Annotated in this window: 24 protein-coding genes; 20 read left to right on the top strand and 4 right to left on the bottom strand. The window is 64.1% G+C overall.

Annotation, left to right across the window (positions count from 1 at the left end; genetic code table 11):
• Positions 1 to 34: 34 nt before the first annotated feature.
• Both CXQ82_RS20230 and CXQ82_RS20225 read right to left on the bottom strand, forming a co-directional pair.
• On the bottom strand, positions 35 to 1,567 hold the full coding sequence (locus tag CXQ82_RS20230; RefSeq protein ID WP_101273839.1) for an MFS transporter: 1,533 nt from the start codon (positions 1,565 to 1,567) through the stop codon (positions 35 to 37).
• Between the two features lie 9 nt (positions 1,568 to 1,576).
• Positions 1,577 to 2,785, bottom strand: a complete 1,209-nt coding sequence (locus CXQ82_RS20225; protein WP_101271985.1) for an aspartate transaminase — start codon at positions 2,783 to 2,785, stop codon at positions 1,577 to 1,579.
• Between the two features lie 373 nt (positions 2,786 to 3,158).
• On the opposite strand from CXQ82_RS20225, the gene nac reads away from it, so the two are divergent.
• From nac to fetB, 14 genes are all read left to right on the top strand, one after another.
• The gene (gene nac, locus CXQ82_RS20220; RefSeq protein WP_101271984.1) at positions 3,159 to 4,064 is read left to right on the top strand and encodes a nitrogen assimilation transcriptional regulator NAC; all 906 of its coding nucleotides are present in this window, start codon (positions 3,159 to 3,161) and stop codon (positions 4,062 to 4,064) included.
• 104 nt (positions 4,065 to 4,168) lie between these two features.
• The gene (locus CXQ82_RS20215; protein ID WP_101271983.1) at positions 4,169 to 4,576 is read left to right on the top strand and encodes a biotin/lipoyl-containing protein; all 408 of its coding nucleotides are present in this window, start codon (positions 4,169 to 4,171) and stop codon (positions 4,574 to 4,576) included.
• Between the two features lie 33 nt (positions 4,577 to 4,609).
• A complete protein-coding gene (gene accC, locus CXQ82_RS20210) occupies positions 4,610 to 5,962 on the top strand; it encodes an acetyl-CoA carboxylase biotin carboxylase subunit (protein ID WP_101271982.1) in 1,353 nt (450 codons plus the stop codon).
• The gene (pxpB, locus tag CXQ82_RS20205; RefSeq protein ID WP_101271981.1) at positions 5,959 to 6,615 is read left to right on the top strand and encodes a 5-oxoprolinase subunit PxpB; all 657 of its coding nucleotides are present in this window, start codon (positions 5,959 to 5,961) and stop codon (positions 6,613 to 6,615) included. Before accC ends, pxpB begins: the two co-directional genes overlap by 4 nt.
• Positions 6,612 to 7,586, top strand: a complete 975-nt coding sequence (locus CXQ82_RS20200; RefSeq protein ID WP_101271980.1) for a biotin-dependent carboxyltransferase family protein — start codon at positions 6,612 to 6,614, stop codon at positions 7,584 to 7,586. The genes pxpB and CXQ82_RS20200 overlap by 4 nt, the downstream gene beginning before the upstream one ends.
• Positions 7,583 to 7,975, top strand: coding sequence for a hypothetical protein (locus CXQ82_RS20195; RefSeq protein ID WP_101271979.1), 393 nt, complete (start codon positions 7,583 to 7,585; stop codon positions 7,973 to 7,975). The genes CXQ82_RS20200 and CXQ82_RS20195 overlap by 4 nt, the downstream gene beginning before the upstream one ends.
• Positions 7,972 to 8,745, top strand: a complete 774-nt coding sequence (locus CXQ82_RS20190; protein ID WP_101271978.1) for a LamB/YcsF family protein — start codon at positions 7,972 to 7,974, stop codon at positions 8,743 to 8,745. Before CXQ82_RS20195 ends, CXQ82_RS20190 begins: the two co-directional genes overlap by 4 nt.
• Positions 8,746 to 8,838: 93 nt before the next feature.
• Positions 8,839 to 9,591, top strand: a complete 753-nt coding sequence (locus CXQ82_RS20185; RefSeq protein ID WP_101271977.1) for an SDR family oxidoreductase — start codon at positions 8,839 to 8,841, stop codon at positions 9,589 to 9,591.
• Positions 9,592 to 9,701: 110 nt separating this feature from the next.
• Positions 9,702 to 10,403 carry an amino acid ABC transporter permease gene (locus CXQ82_RS20180; RefSeq protein ID WP_101271976.1) on the top strand — a complete coding sequence of 234 codons (702 nt, stop codon included), beginning with the start codon at positions 9,702 to 9,704 and terminating at the stop codon, positions 10,401 to 10,403.
• Between the two features lie 6 nt (positions 10,404 to 10,409).
• Positions 10,410 to 11,153: an amino acid ABC transporter permease gene (locus tag CXQ82_RS20175; RefSeq protein WP_101273838.1), complete on the top strand. Its 744-nt coding sequence runs from the start codon at positions 10,410 to 10,412 to the stop codon at positions 11,151 to 11,153.
• Positions 11,154 to 11,176: 23 nt separating this feature from the next.
• Positions 11,177 to 11,905, top strand: a complete 729-nt coding sequence (locus CXQ82_RS20170; protein ID WP_177409960.1) for an amino acid ABC transporter ATP-binding protein — start codon at positions 11,177 to 11,179, stop codon at positions 11,903 to 11,905.
• A 58-nt stretch (positions 11,906 to 11,963) separates the two neighbouring features.
• Positions 11,964 to 12,797 (top strand): ABC transporter substrate-binding protein, encoded by an 834-nt coding sequence (locus CXQ82_RS20165; protein ID WP_101271974.1) that lies wholly within the window; start codon positions 11,964 to 11,966, stop codon positions 12,795 to 12,797.
• Positions 12,798 to 12,970: 173 nt separating this feature from the next.
• Positions 12,971 to 13,648 carry an ATP-binding cassette domain-containing protein gene (locus tag CXQ82_RS20160; protein ID WP_101271973.1) on the top strand — a complete coding sequence of 226 codons (678 nt, stop codon included), beginning with the start codon at positions 12,971 to 12,973 and terminating at the stop codon, positions 13,646 to 13,648.
• Positions 13,645 to 14,439: an iron export ABC transporter permease subunit FetB gene (gene fetB, locus CXQ82_RS20155; protein ID WP_101271972.1), complete on the top strand. Its 795-nt coding sequence runs from the start codon at positions 13,645 to 13,647 to the stop codon at positions 14,437 to 14,439. The genes CXQ82_RS20160 and fetB overlap by 4 nt, the downstream gene beginning before the upstream one ends.
• 1,000 nt (positions 14,440 to 15,439) lie before the next feature.
• Here fetB and CXQ82_RS20150 read toward each other — a convergent pair.
• Entirely contained in the window at positions 15,440 to 16,492 is a 1,053-nt protein-coding gene (locus tag CXQ82_RS20150; RefSeq protein ID WP_101271971.1) for an L-idonate 5-dehydrogenase, read from the bottom strand.
• Between the two features lie 14 nt (positions 16,493 to 16,506).
• Positions 16,507 to 17,280, bottom strand: a complete 774-nt coding sequence (locus CXQ82_RS20145; protein WP_101271970.1) for a glucose 1-dehydrogenase — start codon at positions 17,278 to 17,280, stop codon at positions 16,507 to 16,509.
• A gap of 145 nt (positions 17,281 to 17,425) precedes the next feature.
• Here CXQ82_RS20145 and CXQ82_RS20140 point away from each other — a divergent pair, with 145 nt between their 5' ends.
• The 6 genes from CXQ82_RS20140 to CXQ82_RS20105 all read left to right on the top strand — a co-directional run bounded on the left by CXQ82_RS20140 (position 17,426) and on the right by CXQ82_RS20105 (position 24,198).
• Complete coding sequence (locus CXQ82_RS20140; protein ID WP_101273837.1) at positions 17,426 to 18,298, top strand: LysR family transcriptional regulator; 873 nt, start codon at positions 17,426 to 17,428, stop codon at positions 18,296 to 18,298.
• Between the two features lie 105 nt (positions 18,299 to 18,403).
• Positions 18,404 to 19,036 (top strand): glutathione S-transferase family protein, encoded by a 633-nt coding sequence (locus tag CXQ82_RS20135; RefSeq protein WP_101271969.1) that lies wholly within the window; start codon positions 18,404 to 18,406, stop codon positions 19,034 to 19,036.
• Positions 19,037 to 19,054: 18 nt separating this feature from the next.
• The gene (locus tag CXQ82_RS20130; protein WP_101271968.1) at positions 19,055 to 19,975 is read left to right on the top strand and encodes a LysR family transcriptional regulator; all 921 of its coding nucleotides are present in this window, start codon (positions 19,055 to 19,057) and stop codon (positions 19,973 to 19,975) included.
• Positions 19,975 to 20,859, top strand: a complete 885-nt coding sequence (locus tag CXQ82_RS20125) for a LysR family transcriptional regulator (RefSeq protein WP_101271967.1) — start codon at positions 19,975 to 19,977, stop codon at positions 20,857 to 20,859. The genes CXQ82_RS20130 and CXQ82_RS20125 overlap by 1 nt, the downstream gene beginning before the upstream one ends.
• A 79-nt stretch (positions 20,860 to 20,938) precedes the next feature.
• Complete coding sequence (locus tag CXQ82_RS20120; RefSeq protein ID WP_101271966.1) at positions 20,939 to 21,871, top strand: pyridoxamine 5'-phosphate oxidase family protein; 933 nt, start codon at positions 20,939 to 20,941, stop codon at positions 21,869 to 21,871.
• A gap of 986 nt (positions 21,872 to 22,857) precedes the next feature.
• A complete protein-coding gene (locus tag CXQ82_RS20105; protein ID WP_101271963.1) occupies positions 22,858 to 24,198 on the top strand; it encodes a sorbosone dehydrogenase family protein in 1,341 nt (446 codons plus the stop codon).
• The last annotated feature ends 98 nt before the right edge of the window (positions 24,199 to 24,296 follow it).

Here is a 24,296-nt window from a genome sequence, read left to right as displayed (position 1 = left end):
TTTTTCAGGGCAGTCAAAGGCGGCAGTAAAATTTTTATTTTTCAGGAGCAACGGTGGCCGACACGACATGCAGTCGCACCGGCGGCAAGCGGTACAGAATCATCAGGGCAAGCACGCCGATGCCGGCGCACAGCAACAGGCCGACGCCTACCGACTGGGCCAATGCGTCACGGGCCAGGTCCAGCCAGGGCGAGGCTTCAAGCGGGGTGTGCAACAGCGCCTGCGGGTCGGCGTACAGGGCAATCCCCTCAGCGTGGTTGGCGGCTAAAAACACCCGCTGCAACTGGGCGCCGTAGAGCAGGTTGACCAGCACACCCATACCCGCCGTACCCAATAACCCGCCGACCAGACGCAACGATTGCGTGAGCGCCGTGGCGACACCGAGGAACTGCCGTTCGGCCAGGGTCTGGGTAAACACCGTGAGGTTCAGCAGGATGAAGCCCAGGCCCAGTCCCGCCAGCAGAATCAAGCCCAGCAGCTCATTGAACGAGGCCCCACGCCCGACCACCGCGAGGCCCACGCACGCCAGCAGCAGCGCGACAAACCCCGCCAACGGCAACAGATTGGGATTGCGCAGGCGGGTAACGATGCGGCTATTGACGATGGCCCCCAAGGTGATGCTCAGCGCCAACGGCGTGATCAATAAACCGGCGTCCTGGGGCGAGTAGCCGTAGGCGCCTTGGAGCAGCAACGGCAAGTAGAACAGCAGCGAAAACATGATCGCGCCGGCGGCCACCGACAGGATGAACAACACCCGCAGGCTCGGCAGGCTGAACAACGCCGCAGGCAACAGGGCGTGGGGGCAGCGGCGCTCCCAGTGCCACAACGCGATGATCGCGCTGATGCAACCCAGCCCCAGCGCCGCACTCAGGGCCAGGCTCGAATGCCCCAGCCACTCCACAAACAGCTGCAGGCTGCCCAGCGCCAGGGCGATCAATAGCGCGCCAGGCCAATCCAGGCGGATGCCGACGCGTTGCTGCGGGCGATACCACGGCAAGCAACGCCAGGCGATCAACAGCGCCAGGCCACCCAATGGCAGGTTGATGTAGAACACCGAGCGCCAGCCGAATGCGCCAGTGAGATACCCGCCCAAGCCCGGGCCGATGGCATTGACCACGCTGAACAGCGCGCTCAACAGCATCTGCCAGCGCAGGCGTTGGCGGGTATCGGGGAACAGTTCGGGAATGCAGGCGAACGCCGTGCCGATCAACATGCCACCGCCGATGCCCTGTAACGCGCGGCCAATCACCAGCACCAGCATGTCATTGGCCAAGGCACAGACCAGCGACGCCAGGGTGAAAATCAACGTGGCCGCCAGCACGAATGGCTTGCGCCCGTAGTAATCCCCCAGCCGCCCGAAAATCGGAATGGTAACGATGGACGCCAGCAGGTAACCGGTGGCGACCCACGCATAGAGTTCAAAGCCATCCAGCTCGGCGACGATGCTCGGCAAGGCATTGCCGATCACCGTCTGGTCCAGTGCCGAAAGCATCAGCACCAGAGAGATACCGAGCATGGCCAGCAAGGCTTGCTTGAAACTCAGGGGAGGGTGGGCCGCCACGGTCATCATCGGTCCTCAGCGCAATGTGGCGACGGCGGCGGCAATGCGCGCGCAGCCTTGGTCGAGGGTGCTGATAGCGGTGGCAATCGACATGCGGAAAAACGGCGCCAGGCCATACGCCGTGCCCGCAACCACGGCCACGCCCTGGCTTTCCAGCAGGTACATCACCACCTCGCTGTCGGTGTGCAGCACGCTGCCGTCGGGGGTGGTTTTACCCAGCAGGCCGGCACAATTCACATACAGGTAGAACGCCCCATCGGGTTTGCGGCAGCTCAGGCCGGGGATCGCGTTGAGCAGTTCCAGGCAGCGGTCGCGGCGTTGCTGGTAAACCACCACGCTGTGTTTGACGAAGCTTTGGTCGCCGTTCAGCGCTTCCAGCGCGGCGGCCTGGCTGACCGAGCAGGCGTTGCTGGTGGATTGTGATTGCAGGGTCGCCATGGCGCCGATCAGGTCGGCGGGGCCGGCGGCGTAGCCGATGCGCCAGCCGGTCATGGCGTAGGTCTTGGATACGCCGTTGACCACCAGGGTGCGATCAGTCAAGGCCGGTTCGATGGCCAGGATATGCGGGTTGTCCAGGCCGTCGAAGCGGATGTGCTCGTAGATGTCATCGGTCATCAGCAGCACGTGGGGATAGTCCAGCAGCACATCGGCCAGGGCGCGCAACTGCGCGTGGCTGTAGCTGGCGCCGGTGGGGTTGCTCGGTGAATTGAGCAGCAGCCAGCGGGTGCGTGGGGTGATCGCGGCGCGCAGTTGTTCCGGGGTGAGCTTGAAGCCGTTGTGCTCGGGGCACGCCAGGGTCACCGGCTCGCCTTCGCAGGCCAGCACCATGTCCGGGTAAGACACCCAGTACGGCGCCGGGATCAACACTTCATCGCCAGCACCGAGGGTGGCGGCGAAGGCGTTGAAGATCGCGCTCTTGGCGCCGCTGGTCACCAGTATCTGCTGGGCGGTGTAGGTCAGGTGGTTTTCCCGGGCCAGCTTGTCGACGATGGCCTGGCGCAGCTCGGGGGTGCCGGCGTTCTGGGTGTAGCGGGTCTCACCGCGTTCGATGGCGGCGCTGGCCGCTTGGCGGATGTTAGGCGGCGTATCGAAATCCGGTTCGCCCACCACCAGGTTGATGATGGACTGACCTTGGCGACGCAGCTCGTTGGCGCGGTCGGACGCGGCGCTGCTGGGCGATGGTTTGATGCGTTGCACACGGGCGGCGATGCGGGAGGCAGTCACGGGCGTTCCTCGTTGATGACGTTGGCAGGGTCACAGTACGAGGCACGGGGCAGGGCGCCATAAGACGAGATCGTTCTGGTTTGATAGGCAGTGCTTATGGCTGGGGCTGCACTGTTGCGGTGCGTCCAGCCCTGGTTGCTCCGGGCGGGTGCTTTGGGTGGGGGATTGAGGGCAGCCATAGCAAAGCCTTATGGCTGATCACCAGGCTGGCCTACCTTTTGCAGACCACCCTTGACCCCTGTGGGAGGGGGCTTGCCCCCGATGGCTGTGTACCAGTGCCGGATGTGCTGACTGACACACCGCTATCGGGGGCAAGCCCCCTCCCACATTTAAAGTGTTAGCCCGCAATCCCCCTCACACGAGCACCGCCCACTTGAACCTGCGCCGATTGAAGTATTTCGTGAAACTGGTCGACATCGGCAGCATGACCCAGGCCGCCGACGTCCTGCATGTGGCGCAGCCCGCGCTGAGCCAACAACTGGCCACCCTGGAAGCGGAGTTGCAGCAGCAGTTGCTGATCCGCACCAAGCGTGGCGTCACGCCGACCGAGGCGGGCAAGGTGCTGTACGGCCATGCGCAGATCATCCTGCGCCAGTGCGAGCAGGCGCAGAGTGATATCAATGCCACCGGGCATGCCTTGTCCGGGCAGGTGTCGGTGGGCCTGGCGCCGGGGACGGCGGCGTCGACCTTGTCGCTGCCGCTGCTGCGCACGGTGCGCGAGCGCCATCCCGGCATCCTGCTGTACCTCAATGAAAACTTCGGCACCACCCTCAGCGAGCTGATCATGAACGGCCGCATGGACATGGCGGTGCTCTATGGTGGGCGCGAGGTGCACGGCTTGAGTTTTGTCTCGCTGCTGCGCGAGCCGCTGTACCTGGTGAGTGCCGACCCGGCCATCGCCAGCCGAGAAGACATTCCCCTGGCCGAGCTGGCCGACATGGACATGCTGCTGCCGCGTCCCTACAACGTGATGCGCCGCTTGGTGGACGAAGCGTTCCTGCGTATCGGCCTCGGCGTGCGGGTGGTGGCCGAGATTGAATCCTCCACAACCCTCACCGCCGCCGTGGCCGATCACTTTGGTTCGACCATCTTGCCGGAGTCGTCCGCGCGGGTGATGGCGGCGGACCCTGCGGTGCATCTGTGCCGCATCGTCGAGCCCGAAGTCGAGGCGCCCTTGGCCTTGTGCCTGTCCGGGCATCTGCCGTTGTCGGTACCGGCCCAGGCGGTCAAGGCGATCCTGCTGGAGCTGGTGGCGCAGATGCGTGGCAGCGCGTCATAAGGGCGGCTTATCACCCCAAAGCCAAAGCGTCTTGGCCGCTTTTCGAGGGGCTCGGTAGATTGGGCCCATCCACTCAAGACACGCTCGACAGGCAGGGGCCATACATGGATTCAGCACGTATCAAGGGGTTGATGGATTTGCTCGCCGAATCCGATCTGCTGGAGCTGAGCCTCACCGAAGGCGACAGCACGTTGCGGCTGTTCAAGCAGCCGGGGCAGGCGGTAATCAGCGTCACACCGAGCGTGGTTGCCGCGCCCAAAGCCACGCCGGCGGCCACCGCCATTGAGATCAAGGCCAGCCTCTACGGCGTGCTGCACCTGACGCCCGCCGTCGGTGAAGCGCCGTTCGTGACCGTGGGCCAGGCCATCGAAGCCGGCCAGACCGTGGCGGTGATCGAGGCGATGAAAATGTTCCACCCGGTCAAGGCCAAGGCTGCAGGCCAGGTCCTTGAGATCCTGGCCCAGAGCGGGGTTGAAGTCGAAGCCGGCCAGGCTTTGTTCCGACTCGGTTGACCCCCACGCATATTTGTTATTCAGGTGAATTCAATGTTCGACAAAGTGCTGATCGCCAACCGTGGCGAAATCGCCCTGCGCATTCAGCGTGCCTGCCATGGCCTGGGCATCAAGACCGTGGCGGTGCACTCCGAAGCGGACCGCCACGCGCAATACGTACACAATGCCGACGAGTCGCTGTGCATCGGCCCGGCCGCGCCTGGGCTGAGCTACCTCAACCAGAGCGCGTTGCTGTTTGCCGCCAAGGTCACGGGGGCCCAGGCGATTCACCCCGGCTATGGCTTCCTCTCGGAAAACGCCGGCTTTGCCGAACGCATCGAGGCCACCGGCCTGACCTTTATCGGCCCCAGCGCGGCGTGCATCCGAACCATGGGTGACAAGGTGGCGGCCAAGCGCGCCATGCGCGAAGCCGGCGTGCCCTGTGTGCCCGGGCCGGATTCGACGATGCCCACCGACGACGCGAGCATCCTCGCCATCGCTGCCGACATCGGCTACCCGGTGATCGTCAAGGCCGCTGGTGGCGGCGGTGGCCGTGGCATGCGCGTGGTGCAGGCCGAGGCCGAGTTGCTCGCCGCTATTGGTCTTACCCGTGAAGAGGCGCGGCTGGCGTTCGGCAACCCGGAACTGTACATCGAGAAATTCCTCGGTCACCCCCGGCACGTGGAAATCCAGGTGTTGTGTGATGCCCATGGCCATGCCATCTGGCTCGGTTGCCGTGATTGCTCGCTGCAACGCCGCCACCAGAAAGTGCTCGAGGAAGCCCCCGCACCCGGTATCGATCCTGCGCTGATCGCCCAGGTCGGTGAACGCTGCGCCGAGGCCTGCCGGCAGATCGGTTATCGCGGCGTCGGTACGTTCGAGTTTCTGTATGAGGACGGCGAGTTCTTTTTCATCGAGATGAACACCCGTTTGCAGGTGGAGCACCCGGTCACCGAGATGACCACCGGCATCGATATCGTCCAGCAGCAGCTGCGCATGGCGCGCGGTGAAGTGCTGAGCCTGCGTCAAGAGGACGTGCAGCTCAACGGCCACTCCCTGGAATGCCGCATCAACGCCGAAGACCCGCTCACCTTCATGCCCACGCCTGGGTTGATCCAGCGCTGGGAAGTGCCCGGCGGCTTTGGCGTGCGGGTTGATTCCCATGTGACCACCGGCTATCGCGTGCCGCCGTATTACGACTCGATGGTGGCCAAGGTCATCACCCATGGCGCCACCCGCGAAGAGGCCATGGCGCGCATGCGCCTGGCCCTCAGCGAAATGATCGTGGACGGCATCAGCACCAATATCCCCTTGCACCGCGACATTCTTGACGACCCGGCTTTCTGCGCCGGCGGTGTCGATATTCATCACCTGGAGCGCTGGTTGCAGCAAAGGAGCCCCGCATGAGCACCGCACCTTCCATCAGCCTGCTGGGTTCCAGCGCCTTGCTCTTCGAAGCGCCGGGCGAGCTGGACCTGGCCCCGCAGCAGCGCATCTGGAGCCTGGCCCTGCAAGCCGGTGAGTGGCCGGAAATCCACGAAGCCGTGCCCGGCATGAACAACCTGATGCTCACGTTTCTCCAACCGCCGCGCGAATTGAATGCACTGTGCGAGCGCCTGCTGCACGCCTGGGAGAGCAGCGAACCGTTGCCCCTGGAAGGGCGCATCGTCGAGTTGCCGGTGGTCTACGGCGGTGAATTCGGCCCGCACATGGCCGATGTGATCGCCCACACCGGGCTGGACATCGAAACCATCGCCAACCTGCATTGCGAACCGTTGTACCCGGTGTACGCCCTGGGCAGCCACCCGGGTTACTGCTACCTCGGCGGCATGGACCCACGCCTGGCCACGCCACGGCGCCAGGTGCCGGTGCTGGATATCGGCGCGGGCTCGGTGTCCATCGGCGGCGTGCAAACCGGCGTCTCCGCGTCTGCCGGCCCCAGCGGCTGGAACACTATCGGCCGTACCGAAATGGCGTTTTTCGACCCTGCCCAAACCCCGCCGGCGATCTTGCGGCCGGGTGATTTCCTGCGCTTGCGCATCGAGAGGATCATTCGATGATCGAGATTCTATCGGCCACCGCCCTGGCCACCGTGCAGGACTTCGGCCGCTTCGGCAGCCTCGGTTACGGCGTGGGTACCTCGGGTGCCATGGACCACCTGGCCCTGGCCCTGGGCAACCTGCTGCTGGGCAACCCCGAAGACGCCGCCGCGATTGAGATACCGCTGTTTCCGTTCGAGGTGCGCCTGGTCCAGGACTGTGCCTTTGCCGTGACCGGCGCCGCCTGCGATGCCACGTTGGATGGCCAGCCACTGCCGCCGAACTGGGTGTGCCAGGGCCGTGAAGGCCAGGTGTTGAACCTGGGTTACCCAACGTCCGGCAGCCGCGCCTACCTGTGTTTGGCCGGTGGTGTGGATGTGCCGGCTGTGCTGGGCTCGCGCAGCACCCAATTGCGCGGCGAGTTCGGTGGCCTGCACGGCCGCGCGCTGCAACAGGGTGATCGGCTGGGGGCGCTGCGCCCGGGCATCAGCCCGTTACCGCTGGACTTTGGGGTGTTGGCCCCGAGCTTGGCGCTGCCGCTGCACGTCGACGGGGTGCCCGCCATGCGCGTGCTGCCCGCCGCCGAATACGCGCGTTTTCAACAGACCTCCCGCGCCGCGTTCTGGGCCGGTGAATGGAAGATCACCACCCAGAGCAACCGCTACGGCTATCGCATGGAAGGCCAGCCGTTGCTGCCTATCGCGCCAATGGAAATCCGCTCCCACGGCATCGTGCCGGGCGTGATCCAGGTGCCCCATGGCGGGCAGCCGATCATCCAGATGCGCGACGCCCAGCCCAGTGGCGGCTACCCCAAGTTCGGTAGCGTAATCGAGGCGGATTTGTGGCGGCTCGGCCAGGCGCCGATTGGCGGCAAGGTGCGCTTTATCGAGTGCAGTTACGCCGAGGCCGTCGAGGCCCTGGAAACCAATCGACGTTACCTGCGCGAGGTCGGCCGCTTGGTGGACCTGCACCGTGAAGGAGTAAAAGTATGACCCTTTCGGAAATTCGCCAACTGGCGCTGTGGCTCAAGGAGCACCACTTGGCCGGTGCCGAGATGAGTCGGCCGGGCCTGCACCTGACCCTCAAGCGCGGTGGCGAGCCCGTCAGCGTTGCTGCGCCTGCCGCCGTTGCGGTTGACGACAAGGTGCTGCGCACCACCGGACTGGGCCGCTTGCTGCTGACCCATCCCGAACTGCGCGAGCCATTCGTGGCCGTCGGCGATCAGCTCAGCGCCGGGCAACTGGTCGCCGTGCTGCAAGTGGGTGAACTGCTGTTGCCCCAGCGCAGCCCGACTGCCGCGCGTGTCATCGATATACGCGTGCCGTGCGGTACTACCGTCGGTTATGGCGAAGCCTTCCTTGGTGTGGAGTATCAGGCATGAAGATCGACTTGAACGCCGACCTCGGCGAAGGCTTCGGCCCGTGGCGCATGGGCGAGGATGAAGCGCTGATGAGCCTGATCTCATCGGCCAACGTCGCCTGCGGTTATCACGCCGGCGACCCGCTGATCATGGACACCACGGTGCGCCTGGCCAAGGCTGGCGGCATCGACCTGGGGGCCCATGTGGGTTTCCCGGACCTGATGGGCTTTGGCCGGCGCCAGATGAATATCGAGATCAAGGAGCTGGCCACCTATGTGATCTACCAGCTCGGCGCCCTGGCCGGTATCGCAGCGGTCAATGGCCATCGCCTGACCCACATGAGCTTCCACGGCGCCCTGGGCAACATGGCCGCCGCCGATGCCGCGCTGGCCGAGCCGTTGGTGCGGGCGGTGGCGGCGTTCGACCCGACGCTGATCATCAGTTCGTCCAGCAGCCGTGCCATCGAAGGCGCGGCGGAAAAATGCGGCCTGCGCGTGGCCACCACCTTCCTCGCCGACCGCGCCTATGACGATGACTGCCTGCTGGTGCCGCGCAAGGTCGAAGGCTCGGTGATCAAGCAGCCGGCAGCCGTGCTGCACAGGGTGCGGCAGTTGCTGCAGGAGGGCACAGTGACGGCGCTGAGCGGCAAGGTGCTGCGGGTGCCGGCCCATTCGATCCTGCTGCACGGCGACACGCCGGGTGCGGTGGAACTGGCGCGCACGATCCGCGCGGAAATCCAGCGCATGGGCGGGTGTATAACCCCGATTTCACAGCTGCTGGCCGCGTCATAAGCAGGCCTTATCGCCACACAACCATTGCGTCTTGGTCCAGCGCCTGAAGGCTGGATAGAGTCGAACCATAACCCGTAGCACAAGGACCACCCCATGCCATTTTCCGACTACAAAACCGCGCTGGTCACCGGGGCTTCCTCCGGCATCGGCGCCGCCGTTGTCGAGCGCCTGTGCCAGGAAGGCGTGCAGGTGCATGCCCTGGCTCGCAGTGCCGACAAGTTGCAGGAACTGGCAGCCAGGACCGGCTGTATCGCCCACGCCATCGACGTCACCGACCTCGCCGGGCTGACCCGGTTGTTCGCCGAAAATACCTTCGACATCCTGGTGAATAACGCCGGCGTCGACAAACCCGGCTCGCTGCTCAAGGCCGACGCCGACGGCATCGACCTGCTGATCGACGTCAACCTGCGCGCCGTGCTGCACCTGGCACGCCTGGCGCTGCCGGGCATGGTCGAGCGCGACTGCGGGCACATCATCAATATCAGCTCGATTGCTGCGGCCTACAACTTCGGTGGCAACTCGACGTACCACGCGACAAAGGCCGCGGTGAGCATGCTTTCGCGCCAGTTGCGCATCGATGCGTTCGGCAAGCGCGTGCGCGTCACCGAGATCTGCCCGGGGCGGGTCGCCACGGATATCTTCGCCCACGTGCACGGTGATTCCGAAGAGACCTACAAGCGCTTCGTCGAAGGCTTTGAGTTGCCCCAGGCCGAAGACATCGCCAACGCCATCGCTTTTGCGATTGCCGCGCCGATTGCGGTGAACATCGGGCATATGGAAATCACCCCGACCTTGCAAGTGCCGGGTGGGCTCTCCACCGCACGGCCTCAGGACTACCAAGGCTGAACAACAGCCGCTTAAAACAGAACGGATCGATCCGTCATCGCTGTATCCCGCCTCGGCCACGCCGGGTGATTTTGATTTCTGCCCTAGCCCAATGCCGATAGGGATTGACCATGAAGCAAGACTTCGATTTGGCCGCGATTCTGCAAGGCGAGTACGCCGAGCTGATCGTCAAGGGCATCGAAATGACCTTGCAGCTGGCGTTGTTCGCCTGGCTGCTGGCGATGGTGCTGGCGCTGACGCTGGTCACGGTGCGCCTGACCGGCAATACACTCGCCGACCGCCTGGTGGCGGGGTACGTGTCCTACCACCGCAATGTGCCGACCCTGGTGCAACTGATGTTGTGGTACTTCGGCGTGCCGACGCTGCTCAGCGAAAATACGCAACTGTGGCTGGCCAGCCACAACACCGAATACCTGTTCTCGGTGATCGCCCTGGGGTTGTGCCAGGCCGCGTACTTCTGTGAAGACATGCGCAGCGGCCTGCGCGCGATTCCCGCCGGGCAGACCGAAGCGTCGAGGGCGCTGGGCCTGGGGTATGTGCGTTCAATGCGTTACGTGATCCTGCCCCAAGGCGTGCGCAACTGCCTGCCGTCGCTGATCAACCACACCGTGCTGCTGTTCAAGAACACCAGCCTGGCGATGGCGATTGGCGTGATGGAACTGACGTACGCCAGCCGTGAAGTGGAGAACTACACCTTTCGCACCTTTGAGTCGTACCTGGTGGCCACGGTGTTCTACCTGGTGTTTTCCCTGCTGCTGATGGGCGCCGGCGCGTTGCTCGCCCGGCACTACAGCAAAGCCTTGGCGAGGTAGATGGCGATGTTCGATATCGTTGAAATCCTGCAGAACAACTGGACGCTGTTCCTCATCGGCCAATACCCCCATGGTCCCCTGGGCGGCCTCGCAAGCACCCTGATCCTGGCCGCGCTGGCGTTGCTGCTGGCATTCCCGTTCGGCTTGCTGCTGGCACTGGCGCGGGTGTCGCCGTGGAAGGGCCTGTACTGGGTCGCCACGGTGTGGGTCTACGTGCTGCGCGGCATCCCGTTGCTGATGGTGATCTTCTGGACCTACTTCCTGGTGCCCTTGCTGATCGGCCATAACATCACCGGCTTCATGACCATGCTCTGCACCCTGGTGATCTACCAGAGTGCCTACCTGTGCGAAATCATTCGCGGGGGTATCCAGGCGTTGCCCAGCGGTCAGTACGAAGCGTCCCGTGCCCTGGGCCTGGGTTATGTGCGCACCACGCTCTGGGTGATCTTGCCTCAGGCGCTGTACAACGCGCTGCCGAGCCTGATCAGCCAGTTTATTTCGATCATCAAGGAAACCTCCCTGGGCTACGTGATCAACGTGCAGGAAGTGACCTTTGCAGCCAACCAGGTCAACAACCAGTTGCTGACCAAGCCGTTCCAGGTGTTTTTCATCCTGGCGATCATCTACTACCTGCTGTGTTTCGGCCTGACTCGCCTGGCTGGCTGGGTAGAGCAACGCATTGCGCGCAAGCGCCTGGGCGACGGCGGGCAAACCCAGCCTGGCGCACCGTTGCTGGTCACCGATAATTGAAGAGGGCTGCGCTCATGCATCCAATGATCATGTTTTCGAAAATCAATAAATGGTACGGCGAATACCAGGCCCTCACCGACATCACCGCCGAGGTACAACCCGGCGAAGTGGTGGTGCTGTGTGGCCCATCGGGCTCGGGCAAGTCGACGCTTATTCGCACGGTCAACCGCCTGGAAGACATCCAGAACGGCCAGATCCTGTTCGATGGCCAGGACGTGCACGGCACCGATGCGCAGATCAACCGCCTGCGCAGTCGCGTGGGGTTTGTGTTCCAGAGCTTCAACCTGTTCCCGCATCTGTCGGTGCTGGAAAACATCACCCTGGCCCCGAACAAACTGCGCAACCTTAAAGGCGCAGCCGCCAAAACCAAGGCGATGGAGCTGCTCGACCGCGTCGGCCTGGCCCACAAGGCCGGCGCCTACCCGGCACAGCTCTCCGGTGGCCAGCAACAACGCGTGGCGATTGCCCGGGCCTTGGCGATGGAACCGCCGGTGATGCTGTTCGACGAGCCCACCAGCGCCCTCGACCCGGAAATGGTCGGTGAAGTGCTGAGCGTGATGAAGGGGCTGGCCAAGGATGGCATGACCATGATGTGTGTGACCCACGAGATGAATTTCGCCCGTGAAGTGGCCGACACCATCTGGTTTATGGACGCGGGGCAGATTCTGGAAAAGAGCAGCCCCGACGCCTTCTTCACCCAGCCTTCGCACCCGCGAGCGCAACGCTTTATCGCCGACCTGCGGGCCCACTGAGCTGCGGCGGCTTTGCTCCCTCTGCCATTTTGCTGGTCCAACTTTCTGGAGATTTACCATGGGTATGAAGCATCTGTTCACTGCGCTGGCATTGGGTCCATTGGCGATGGCCGGCGCACAGGCCGACCAATTGAGCGACATCCTCGCCAAACAATCCCTGAGCTGCGGCGTATACGCCGACGTGCCGCCGTTCTCCGCGCCAGACCCGAAAACCCGCGAGCTGGTGGGCATGGACGTCGACCTGTGCAAGGCCCTGGCCAAGACCATGGGCGTGGCCCTGGAACTCAAGCCACTGTCGGTTGAAGCACGCATTCCGGAAGTGAAGATGGGCCGCGTCGACGTGATCTTCGCCAACCTGGCCTACACCAAGACCCGCGCCGAGCAGATCCAGTTCAGCGACCCGTACTACATAGCCAAGGAAACCCTGGTGGTGCGCGCAGTGAATGCCGACCAGCCGAAAAGCTTCTTCAAGGACAAGCGCATCAGCTCTACCAAGGGCTCCACCTCCGAGCAATCGATCCGCCTGGCCGGTGCCACCCCGGTGACCTTCCAGGACACCGGCTCGGCGTATATGGCCCTGCAGCAGAACAAGGTGGTGGGCCTGGTGACCAACACCATGACCGCCCTCAAGCTGGTCAACCAGGCCAAGGCTGGCGGTGTCGAACTGGCGCTGGCGAAAGAACCGATGGCCCTGGAACCGATCGGCGCAGGCATGCGCCGCGATGAGCCGGCGTTTCTGGCCAAGGTCAACGAGTCGCTGATGGCGATGGAAAAGGCCGGCGAAATCGACGCGATCTGGGATCGCTGGATCGGCCCGAACACCGAGTACAAGATGGTGCGTGAAGACAAGGTACAGAGCTTGAGCGCGTTGAAGTTCGAGCCGCTGCCGTAACGGCACACAGCCCGCCGGTTTACCTGATGTACTGGGTCAAAATGTGGGAGGGGGCTTGCCCCCGATGAGGGAGTATCAGTCTATACATCAGTGACTGACACACCCACATTTTGACCCAGTGCACTCCGTACGGCACCATTGCGCCCAACCGTACGAACAGGAAGGCCGCGTTCATGAGCGCACTGATCGAAACCCGCGCCCTCACGCGCATGGATGAGCGCCGCCAGGTGCTGTTGCTGCAGCCCACCGATTTCAGTTTGAACGCCGCCGACCGGGTGTCCATCACCGGCTCCTCCGGCTCCGGTAAAAGCGTGTTCCTGCGCGCCCTGGCCCTGCTGGATGCGCCCACTTCGGGGCAGGTGGTGTGGAATAACCAGCCCATCGCCAACGCGCAGATCCCGCACTACCGCAGCCATATCAGCTACCTGTCCCAGCGTCCGGCGCTGCTTGAGGGCACGGTGGAGGACAACCTGCGTTTGCCCTATAGCCTCAAGACCCTGCGCCAGCGCCGTTTTGATCTGGCGGCGGTCACCACGCTGCTGGGGCATGCGGGCAAGGCGCCGGACTTCCTAAAGAAAAACGCCGGTGACCTGTCGGGCGGTGAGTCCCAGGTGGTCTCGCTGATCCGCACCCTGCAGCTCAACCCCGAAGTGCTGTTGCTGGACGAACCCACCGCCGCCCTTGATCCCACCTCATCCCGGGATGTGGAAGCGCTGATCGAGGCGTGGTATGCCGGCGATCCCTCACGCGCCTATATCTGGGTATCCCATGACCTCGACCAGGCTCAACGCATGAGCGCCATCCACCTGCACATGAGTGCCGGTGTCTTGAGCGAGGCGACCCAGGCATGAACTATCAGAATCTCACAGCGCTGGACATGGGCATCGCCGCCTCGCTGATCCTGATCAACGGCGCGCTGTCACTGCTGTTGCGCCTGGGGTTGGGCCGCCAGTTGCTGTGGGCCGCGGTGCGCACCGTGGTGCAACTGTTGGCCATCGGGTATCTGTTGGGTTGGGTATTCGAGTTCGCCTACTGGTATGTGGTGTTGCCCTTGATGTGTGCGATGACCTTGATCGCCGGCCTGTCGGCGGCGGGGCGTGGGCGGCGCACGTACCGCGGGCAACGGGTCGACAGCATTCTGTCGGTGTGGGGCAGTTCGTGGCTGGTGACGGCGGTGGGGTTGTTTGCGGTGATTCGCATCCACCCGTGGTACGAGCCGCAGTATGCAATTCCGATCCTGGGGATGATCCTCGGCAATACCTTGACCGGAGTGTCGCTGGGGATTGAACGCATGACCCAGGAATTGACCTCGGGCCGCAACACCATCGAGATGATCCTGGCCCTCGGCGGCTCGCGCTGGGAGGCGGCGCAGGAGGCGATCCGCCAGGCGGTACGCGCCGGGATGATCCCGACGCTGAACCAGATGACCGTGGTCGGCATCGTCAGCCTGCCCGGCATGATGACCGGGCAGGTGCTGGCGGGGGAGAGCCCGGTGGACGCGGTGCGCTATCAGATCGTGATCATGTTCCTGATCGCCGCGTCATCGGCCCTGGGCACCGTAGGCGCGGTGTTGCTCACCTACCGGCGGTTGTTTTCCGCGAGCCATCGGTTCTTGCGTTTCAGGCTCGAAGAGCGCGCCTGAGGTTCATTTGTGGCGAGCGGGCTTGCCACGTGCTATCGGGCCCGTCACCTGTGGCGAGCGGGCTTGCCCGCGTTGGGGCGCGAAGCGGCCCCTGCATTGACGCATGCGGTGTATCAGGCATGTCTTGGCGCCTGGTTTTAGGGCTGCTGCGCACCCCAACGCGGGCAAGCCCGCTCGCCACAGGAGGTTGACTCGGCGTTGTGGGCATAACAAGGCTTTTTGTGCCCAGGCCGGGCTGGTGATCAGGGCAGGTCCGCGACACCAAAATCCAGCACCACTTTCATCGCCTGGGTTTTATCCGCCGCCAGTTCAAATCTACCGGCGGTTGTTTTCCGCGAGCCATCGGTTCTTGCGTTTCAGGCTCGAAGAGCGCGCCTGAGGTTCATTTGTGGCGAGCGGGCTTGCCACTTGTTATCGGGCCCGTCACCTGTGGCGAGCGGGCTTGCCCGCGTTGGGGCGCGAAGCGGCCCCTGCATTGACGCATGCGGTGTATCAGGCCTGTCTTGGCGCCTGGTTTTAGGGCTGCTGCGCACCCCAACGCGGGCAAGCCCGCTCGCCACAGGAGGTTGACTCGGCGTTGTGGGCATAACAAGGCTTTTTGTGCCCAGGCCGGGCTGGTGATCAGGGCAGGTCCGCGACACCAAAATCCAGCACCACTTTCATCGCCTTGGTTTTATCCGCCGCCAGTTCAAATCTACCGGCGGTTGTTTTCCGCGAGCCATCGGTTCTTGCGTTTCAGGCTCGAAGAGCGCGCCTGAGGTTCATTTGTGGCGAGCGGGCTTGCCACTTGTTATCGGGCCCGTCACCTGTGGCGAGCGGGCTTGCCCGCGTTGGGGCGCGAAGCGGCCCCTGCATTGACGCATGCGGTGTATCAGGCCTGTCTTGGCGCCTGGTTTTAGGGCTGCTGCGCACCCCAACGCGGGCAAGCCCGCTCGCCACAGGAGGTTGACTCGGCATTGTGGGCATAACAAGGCTTTTTGTGCCCAGGCCGGGCTGGTGATCAGGGCAGGTCCGCGACACCAAAATCCAGCACCACTTTCATCGCCTGGGTTTTATCCGCCGCCAGTTCAAATGCCTGTACCGCCTGTTCAAATGGCACGGTATGCGAGATCACCGGGCGCACGTCGATGATCCGGCGATTGAGCAGATCCACCGCCTGGGCAAATTCGCTGTGGAAGCGGAAGGTGCCGCGCAAGTCAATCTCGCGGCTGACCAGCAGGTTCAGCGGCAACGACACATCCCCGCCCAACCCAACCGTGACCAGCACGCCTCGCGGGGCGATGCATTCCAGGCCGTTACGCAAGGCCTGGGCGCTGCCGGAGACCTCGAACATCACATCGAAATAGCCCTTTTCAGCGCTGTAGCGTTTGAGTGCATCGGCGCCGTCGGCGATGTTGTGGGTGCGCGTGGCGCCCATTTTTTCGGCGCAGGCGAGGGCGCTGGCGGACAGGTCCACAGCGACGATTTCAGCCGCGCCGGCCGCGCGCAAACCGCCGATCAGCAGGTTGCCGATGGGGCCGCAGCCGGTCACCAGCACGCGTTTGCCGAATACCGCCCCGGCGCGTTGGATCGCATGCAAACCCACCGACAACGGCTCGGCCAGTGCGCCTTCAGCAAGGCTGACGTGATCGGCCAACACATGGGCCTGGTGCGTCTCAATCACCAGGCTCTGGCGAAACGCACCCTGGATATGCGGAAAGGGCATCGCGCTGCCGTAGAAACGCATGTTCAGGCAATGGTTCGGCAGGCCTTGATGGCAATACCGGCAGCCGCCACACGGGCGTGACGGTGACACCGCAATGCGCTGGCCGACCTTGAACAGCCCGGCGTCTGCACCCACCGCGTCGATTACCGCCGACACCTCATGGCCCAGCACCATCGGTTCGCGCAGGCGCACGGTGCCGAAGCCGCCGTGCTGGTAGTAATGCAAGTCCGAGCCGCAGATACCGCCCCGGGCGATGCGCACGCGCAACTGCTCGGGGGCGAGGGTTGGGGCTTCGTCCTGGGGGCTCACCCGCAGGTCTTTCGAGGCATGGCAGACAATCGCGTGCATAAGGTTCTCCGGGATTACAGTGACGCGGTGATGCCACCGTCGACGTAGAGGATATGGCCGTTGACGAAGCTCGCGGCGTCGCTGGCGAGGAATACGGCGGCGCCGGCCAGTTCGGCCACATCGCCCCAACGCCGGCTCGGCGTGCGTTGTACCAGCCAGTCGCTGAACTCGGGGTTGGCCACCAGGTTGGCGTTCAGTTCGGTCTTGAAGTAGCCCGGGCCGATACCGTTGACGGTCAGCCCATGGGGGCCCCAATCAATCGCCATGCCCTTGGTGAGCATTTTCAACGCGCCCTTGCTCGCCGCGTACGGCGCGATGCCCGGGCGCCCCAGTTCACTCTGCACCGAGCAGATATTGATGATACGCCCACGCTTGCGCGGGATCATCGCCCGCGCCACGGCCTGGCCCACCAGGAACGCGCTGTCGAGGTTGGTGCTGATCAGTTCGCGCCAGTGCTGCTCGCTGTAGTCTTCCAGCGGCCCGCGCCGCTGCATGCCGGCGTTGTTGACCAGAATCTCCAGCGGGCCGAGGCGTTCTTCGATAGCCGCCACGGCGGCCTGGATCGCCGTGCTGTCGGTGACATCGAACGCCTGGGTGTGCACCTCCAGGCCTTCCAATGTCAGCAGCGCGGCGGCATCGCGCAAGGTGCTGCGGTTACGCCCGTTGAGTACCACCCGCGCCCCGGCCTGGGCCAGGCCGCGCGCAATGGCCAGGCCGATACCGGCGCTGGAACCGGTGACCAGCGCGAGCCGGCCATCGAGGCGGAAGTTGTCTAAAACGCTTTGCATGGGGCCTGAATCTCCTGGCGCACGGTGATAAACAAAACACTTTCATGTTCGAGTGGCTGGACTTCACTTCAGCGCAGAGTAGGGTGTGGGTCCAATGTTCATTTATGATCGGTTGATCAATATCCGTGATAACCAGGAGGGCTTGATGGAGCTCAAGCACTTACGCGCCTTTGTGATATTGGCCCAAGAGCTGCATTTCGGCCGGGCCGCGGCGCAGCTGTCGATTGTGCAGCCGGCGTTGAGCATGCAGATCAAATTGCTGGAAGGCGGCTTGGGCGTGCGCTTGCTCGACCGCAATCGCCACTCGGTCACGCTGACCGAAGCCGGGCGGGTATTCCTGCCCGAAGCCCAGGCCACCTTGCACCAGGCCGCCCGCGCGGCGGATGCGGCGCGGGCCTCCAGCCGTGGGGAAATCGGCCGGGTGCGCCTGGGGTTTGTCTCCTCGGTGTTGCCGAACCTGTTGCCGCAGTTGATCCGCGCTGTGCACCAGCGTTACCCGCGTATCGAGCTGGAACTAAAGGACATGCCCGGCCCCGACCAAGCCGCCGCGTTGAAGAACGGCCAGCTGGATTTCGGCCTGATGCGCCTGCCCGCCGCCTACCCCGGCGTGCACACCCGCGCGGTGCTGCATGAGAGTTTCTGCGTGGCGTTACCGATCGATCATCCGCTGGCGGCCCAGCAGACTCTTCAGCCTGCCGACCTGATGGACGTGCCGGTGTACATCCTGGCGCGGCGTTACGCACCGGGCTTCTACGATGAATTTATCCAGGCCCTGGGCATTACCCTGGAGATCGCGTCGGAGCTGGGCGAATTCACCACCATGCTCGCGCTGGTGTCTGCCGGGCTGGGTGTGGGCGTGTTGCCGTTGCAGGCGGCGCGGGCGTTGCCGGCCAATTGTGTGTCGCGGCACCTGGAGCTGGGTGGGTTCGAGGCCAGTACCGGCTTGGCCTGGACCGAGCTGGACAGCGCGGTGAAGACCACGCTGTTCAACCTGATCATGGAATTGTTTGGCGAATGATTGTTTCAGTGGCTGAAATGCTGGATTGTAAATCCTGGTGATTCCTTCGATCAGCGCAGCGGCGGAACATGCGAAGCCTCGAAACCCCACCCCTTGGAGCCGCTCATGTCTCAGCCTGCGATCAAACATTATGGTTTTCCACTGTCCGGCCACTCCCATCGCGTCGAGCTGATGCTCTCGCTGTTGGGCTTGCCGCGGGAATTTATCCTGGTGGACCTCAAGCAAGGCGCGCAGAAAGCGCCCGACTTTATCGCCACGCTCAACAGCTTCGGCCAAGCGCCGGCGATTGACGACAACGGCACCGTGCTGGCGGACTCCAATGCGATCCTGGTCTACCTGGCCAGCAAATACGGCAAAGGCCAGTGGCTGCCCAGCGACCCTGAGGGCCTGGCCCGCGTACAGCGTTGGCTGTCGGCCGCCGCCGGGCAACTGCACGCAGGCCCCGCCGCTGCACGCCTGGCCCTGGTGTTTGGTGCCCAGGTCGACACCCACGCCGCTATCAGCCGTTCCCATGCTTTGTTGCAGTTGGTGGAGCAGCAGTTGCGCAACAGCCGCTTCCTGGCCAGCGAACAGCCGAGCATCGCCGATATCGCCTTTTACACCTACGTGGCCCACGCGCCGGAAGGCAATGTGTCGCTGGCCGACTACCCTCACGTGCGCGCCTGGCTGGCCAGCATCGAAGCATTGCCTGGGTTTGTGGGCATGCCGCGCACGGCGGTGGGGTTGCAAACACACTAACCTTCGAGAGGGCTGCCGATGGACCGATTCCATGAAATGCAGGTGTTCCTGGCCGTGGCCGAGGAAGAGGGCTTTGCCGCCGCCGCGCGCCGCCTGAAAACCTCGCCGCCCAGCGTGACCCGGGCCATCGCCGCCATGGAAGCACGCATCGGCACCCAATTGCTGGCGCGTACCACCCGCAGCCTGCATCTGACCGAAGCCGGCCAGCGTTATCTGGAAGACTGCCGGCGCATCCTCGCCGACCTCGATGAGGCGGAGGAGGCGGCGGCGGGCAGTTATTCGATTCCCTGCGGCCATCTGGCGGTGACCGCGCCGGTGCTGTTTGGCGAGCTGTATGTGGCGCCGGCGCTGGGGGATTACCTCGACCGTTTCCCCTTGGTGAATATCAACGCGTTACTGGTCGACCGCGTGGTCAACATGACCGATGAGGGGGTTGATGTGGCCGTGCGCATCGGCCATCTGCATGAGCCGGGGCAGCAGGCGATCAAGGTCGGCGAAGTGCGTCGGGTGGTGTGCGCGGCGCCGGCGTATCTCGACCAGCACGGTCGGCCCCGGCATCCGTCGCAGTTGCGCGAAGCCAAGATCGCCACCTCATCCTCCAGCCAACTGGTGAGTGAGTGGCAGTTTGTCGAAGATGGCCAGCCGTTGAGCGTGGCGATTGAGCCGCGCCTGGTGGTCACCGCAAACAATGCGGCGATCAACCTGGCGCGTTTGGGCTGGGGCATGACGCGAGTGCTGTCGTATCAAGTGGCGGCGGCGGTGGCGGCCGGTGAACTGGAGATTGTGCTCGAGGATTTCGAGCCGGCGCCGCTGCCGATCCAGGTGGTGTTCCAGAAAAGCTCGCGGGTGCCGGCCAAGATCAACACCTTTGTGGATTTTCTCAGCCATCGCCTCGGCCAGGACGCCAGCCTGAACCCGGCGATGAAGCGGCGCGGTTGATGGAGCGTTATCGCGATATGCACCTGTTCGCCGCGCTGGCCGGGCAACCCAGCCTGGCCTCGGCGGCGCGCCGTGCCCAGGTGTCGGGCCCGACCCTGATGCGCGCGGTGGCCCGCCTGGAAGCACGCCTGCATGTGACATTGCTGGCACGCAGCACGCGCGGCGCCAGCCTGACCGACGCCGGCCACGCCTACCTGGCCGACTGCCTGCGCCTGCTCGCCGCCGTGGCCGCCGCCGAAGCTTCGGCCAAGGGCCTGCACGATGAGGCGCAGGGCAACCTGCGGGTATTCTTGCCGCTGCTGTTCAGCCGCTATGTGATGGCGCCGGTTTTGGCCGGCTACCTGGAGCGCTATCCCGATGTGCGCCTGGAGGCGCGCTACCATGACTACTACCCCAACCTGCACGAAGAGGGGCTGGACGTGGCGATCCTGGTCGGCGAGTTGCCCAGCTCAACCCTGATTGCGCGGCGGGTAGGGCAGGTGCGGCCGATTCTGTGTGCCAGCCCGGAGTACCTCGCGGCCCATGGCGAACCTCGACATCCCGGCGACCTCGAGAGACATCACCTGATCGCCAGTGCCGGGCAGGTGCAATGGGCTTTTCAAGGTTGTCAGTTCAAGGGCCACGCGCGCTTGAGTTGCGCCACGGTGCAAGGCGCGATCAATGCGGCCGTGCAGGGCGCCGGGTTGATTCGCTGCCTCAGCTACCCGCTGCATGAATACCTGCTCAGCGGCCAGTTGTGTCGTGTGCTGCCGGACTTCGAGTCACCGCCCTTGCCCCTGCACGTGGTGTACCGCGAGGGGCGCAACGCGCCGATGCGCGTGCGCAGTTTTGTCGACCATTGCGTGGCAGCCTTGCGTGAGCATCCGGCATTTCAGTTGGCGTAACAGTGGATTGCCTGGCGTGGCTATTCCGTCGTCGGCTGGCGGGGCGCAGCATACGTTCATCCAAACGGAGGTGAGCACCATGAACCCCATCGAACAGTCCCCGTGGCACCAAGGCGAACGCCAGTTGCAGGAAAGCGCCGGCGCCGCCGAGCGCATGGCGGTGATCGGCCCCAAGGTGATTCGTGATCACCTGCCCGAGCAGCACCGCGACTTCTATCCCTTGTTGCCCTACCTGCTGCTGGGTGTGGTAGATGAGCAGGGGGTTCCCTGGGCGACGATACTGGAAGGCGCGCCGGGCTTTGCCCATTCGCCCGATCCCCTGGTTTTGCAAGTCGACAGCTTGCCGTCCCGCAGCGACCCGGCACGCTCCGGCTTGCGTCGCGGCGCCAGCGTCGGCCTGCTGGGTATCGACCTCAATACCCGCCGCCGCAACCGCATGAACGGGCGCATCGGCCGCCTGGGTCACGACGGCTTTGCCGTCGACGTGGTGCACACCTTCGGCAATTGCCCCAAATACATCCAACTGCGGCCCGTGGATGGTATCGCGCGCAAACCCGGCACCCTGGCCGAACGCAGCAGCGGCCTGGACGCCACCGCGCAAGCCATGATCCGCAACGCCGACACCTTCTTCGTCGCCAGCTACGTCGATGTGGACGGCGAACGCTCGGTGGACGTTTCTCATCGTGGCGGTAATAGCGGTTTTGTGCGCGTGGAGGGCAACGTGCTGACCATCCCCGACTTTGCCGGCAATCTGTTCTTCAACACCTTGGGCAACCTGCACGCAAACCCGGTGGCGGGCCTGCTGTTTATCGACTTTGCCTCGGGGGAGGTGCTGCAGGTTGCCGGGCGTACCTCGCTGATTCTCGACGGGCCAGAAGTGGCCAGGTTCGAGGGTGCACAGCGGTTATGGACGCTCACCGTCGAACAGGTGGTACGCCGCCCGGCAGCCCTGGCGTTGAGATGGCAGTTCGCGGAATTTTCGCCGCACAGCCTGGCGATGGGAAGTTGGTGATACCGGCCCTTGAAGCGCTTTTTCGTGGCGAGGGAGCTTGCTCCCGTTGGGCCGCGAAGCGGCCCCAAAACCGGTAAACACGTCGTTCCTGAGAAAACGCGGTGGTCTTTATAGGGGCTGCTGCGCAGCCCAACGGGAGCAAGCTCCCTCGCCACAGAGGAATGCTCTGTTGCCAGCCCTGGGCGGCCGGGCACGATTTCCAGGGTGCAGGCGAGCAAATGTGGGAGCTGGCTTGCCTGCGATGGCATCACCTCGGTTTATCTGCTGGACCGAGTTGCCTGCATCGCAGGCAAGCCAGCTCCCACAAAAAGCGCCGGGCTCATACGCAGGTGGCCCCTGAACCGGTAAACGCGTCGTGCCTGAAAAAACGAGCTGGTCTTTACAGGGGCTGCTGCGCAGCCCAACGGGAGCAAGCTCCCTCGCCACAGAGGAATGCTCTGTTGCCAGCCCTGGGCGGCCGGGCACGATTTCCAGGGTGCAGGCGAGCAAATGTGGGAGCTGGCTTGCCTGCGATGGCATCGCCTCGGTTTATCTGCTGGACCGAGTTGCCTGCATCGCAGGCAAGCCAGCTCCCACAAAAAGCGCCGGGCTCATGCGCAGGCGGCCCCTGAACCGGTAAACGCGTCGTGCCTGAAAAAACGAGCTGGTCTTTACAGGGGCTGCTGCGCAGCCCAACGGGAGCAAGCTCCCTCGCCACAGAGGAATGCTCTGTTGCCAGCCCTGGGCGGCCGGGCACGATTTCCAGGGTGCAGATGATCAAATGTGGGAGCTGGCTTGCCTGCGATGGCATCACCTCGGTTTATCTGCTGAGCCGAGCTGCCTGCATCGCAGGCAAGCCAGCGTAAGCCTGCGCACCAGCGGTCTGACGAAAACCCACTATCCTTAGCATTCGTGCCCCCCGGTTAACACTCTATTGCGTCAGCTCCGGTGTTTAACCAGCCCCCATCGCGCAATACTCCCCCGGGATTTTTTTCGAGGTTTCAACCATGACTTTCCCGAGCCGCCTTGCGCTCTTGATCACCGCTTCTGCTGCTCTCACCGCCTGCGGTGAATCCGCCAATCTGCCATTCCAGGCCGGTGTCGGGCCCATGCCCCAACTGCCGGAACCCAGCACCTCGCTGATCCCCACGCTCAAAGTTTCCAAGGCGGTCGGCTGGCCCGAGCATGTGCAACCTACCGCGCCGGAAGGCTTCACGGTCACCGCCCTGGCCGACAACCTCGACCACCCGCGCTGGGTCTACACCCTGCCCAATGGCGATGTGCTGGTCGCCGAAAGCAACCACCCGCCGATGCCCGAAGGCGCGACCGACGGCGGCAGCGGCGTGGTCGCCTGGGCGCGTAGCACGGCAATGGGCATTGTAATGAGCCGCGTCGGTGCCGACACCCCGAGTGCCAACCGCATCACCTTGCTGCGCGATGCCGACCACGATGGGCACGCCGAAGTGCGCAGCGAATTCCTCAGCGGCCTCACGTCGCCTTTCGGCATGGCGCTGGTGGACAATGAGCTGTACATCGGCAACGCCGACGCGGTGGTCAAGGTGCCCTATACCCCAGGCCAGACGCATATCGACGCGACGCCGGTGAAAGTCACCGACTTGCCCGCCGGCATCAACCACCACTGGACCAAAAACCTGTTGGCCAACCCTGAAGGTACGCGGCTGTACATCACCGTGGGCTCCAACAGCAATGTCGGCGAAAACGGCCTCGACGCCGAAGAAGGCCGCGCCGCCATCTGGGAACTGAACGTCGCCAGCGGCGAAAAACGCCTGTTCGCCAGCGGCCTGCGCAACCCCAATGGCCTGGCGTGGAAACCCGGTACCACGCAGCTGTGGACGGTGGTCAACGAACGCGACGAAATCGGCAGCGACCTGGTGCCCGACTACCTCACCTCAGTGCAGGACGGCGCCTTCTATGGCTGGCCGTGGAGCTACTACGGCGGCCATGTCGACGTGCGCGTGCAACCGCCGCGCCCGGATAAAGTCGCCCAGGCCATCGCGCCTGACTACGCCTTGGGCACCCACGTTGCGCCCCTGGGCCTGGCCTTCTCCGATGCGCGAGGCATGCCGGCGGCCTTTGCCAATGGCGTGTTTGTCGGCGAGCACGGCTCGTGGAACCGCAACCCGCAGGCGGGCTACAAGGTGGTGTTCATCGCATTCAAGGACGGCAAGCCAGCGGGTACCCCGGTGGACTTCCTTACCGGCTTCCTCAATGCCAGCGGCGAAGCCCAGGGCCGGCCGGTGGGCGTGACCCTGGACGGGCAGGGTGCGTTGCTGGTGGCGGATGATGTGGGCAACACCGTTTGGCGGGTGGCACAGCGCAAACCTTAGGCCGCCTGGCCAAAACCCCTCACCCTGCCGTACCATGCGCGCGCCTCACAATGACGTGAGGCGCAGCGCCAGGATGGCATCGCATGTGTGTCCTGTTG

This window comes from Pseudomonas sp. S09G 359, from assembly GCF_002843605.1.
Taxonomy (GTDB): Bacteria; Pseudomonadota; Gammaproteobacteria; order Pseudomonadales; family Pseudomonadaceae; genus Aquipseudomonas.
This window is presented reverse-complemented; position numbering and strand designations above follow the sequence as displayed.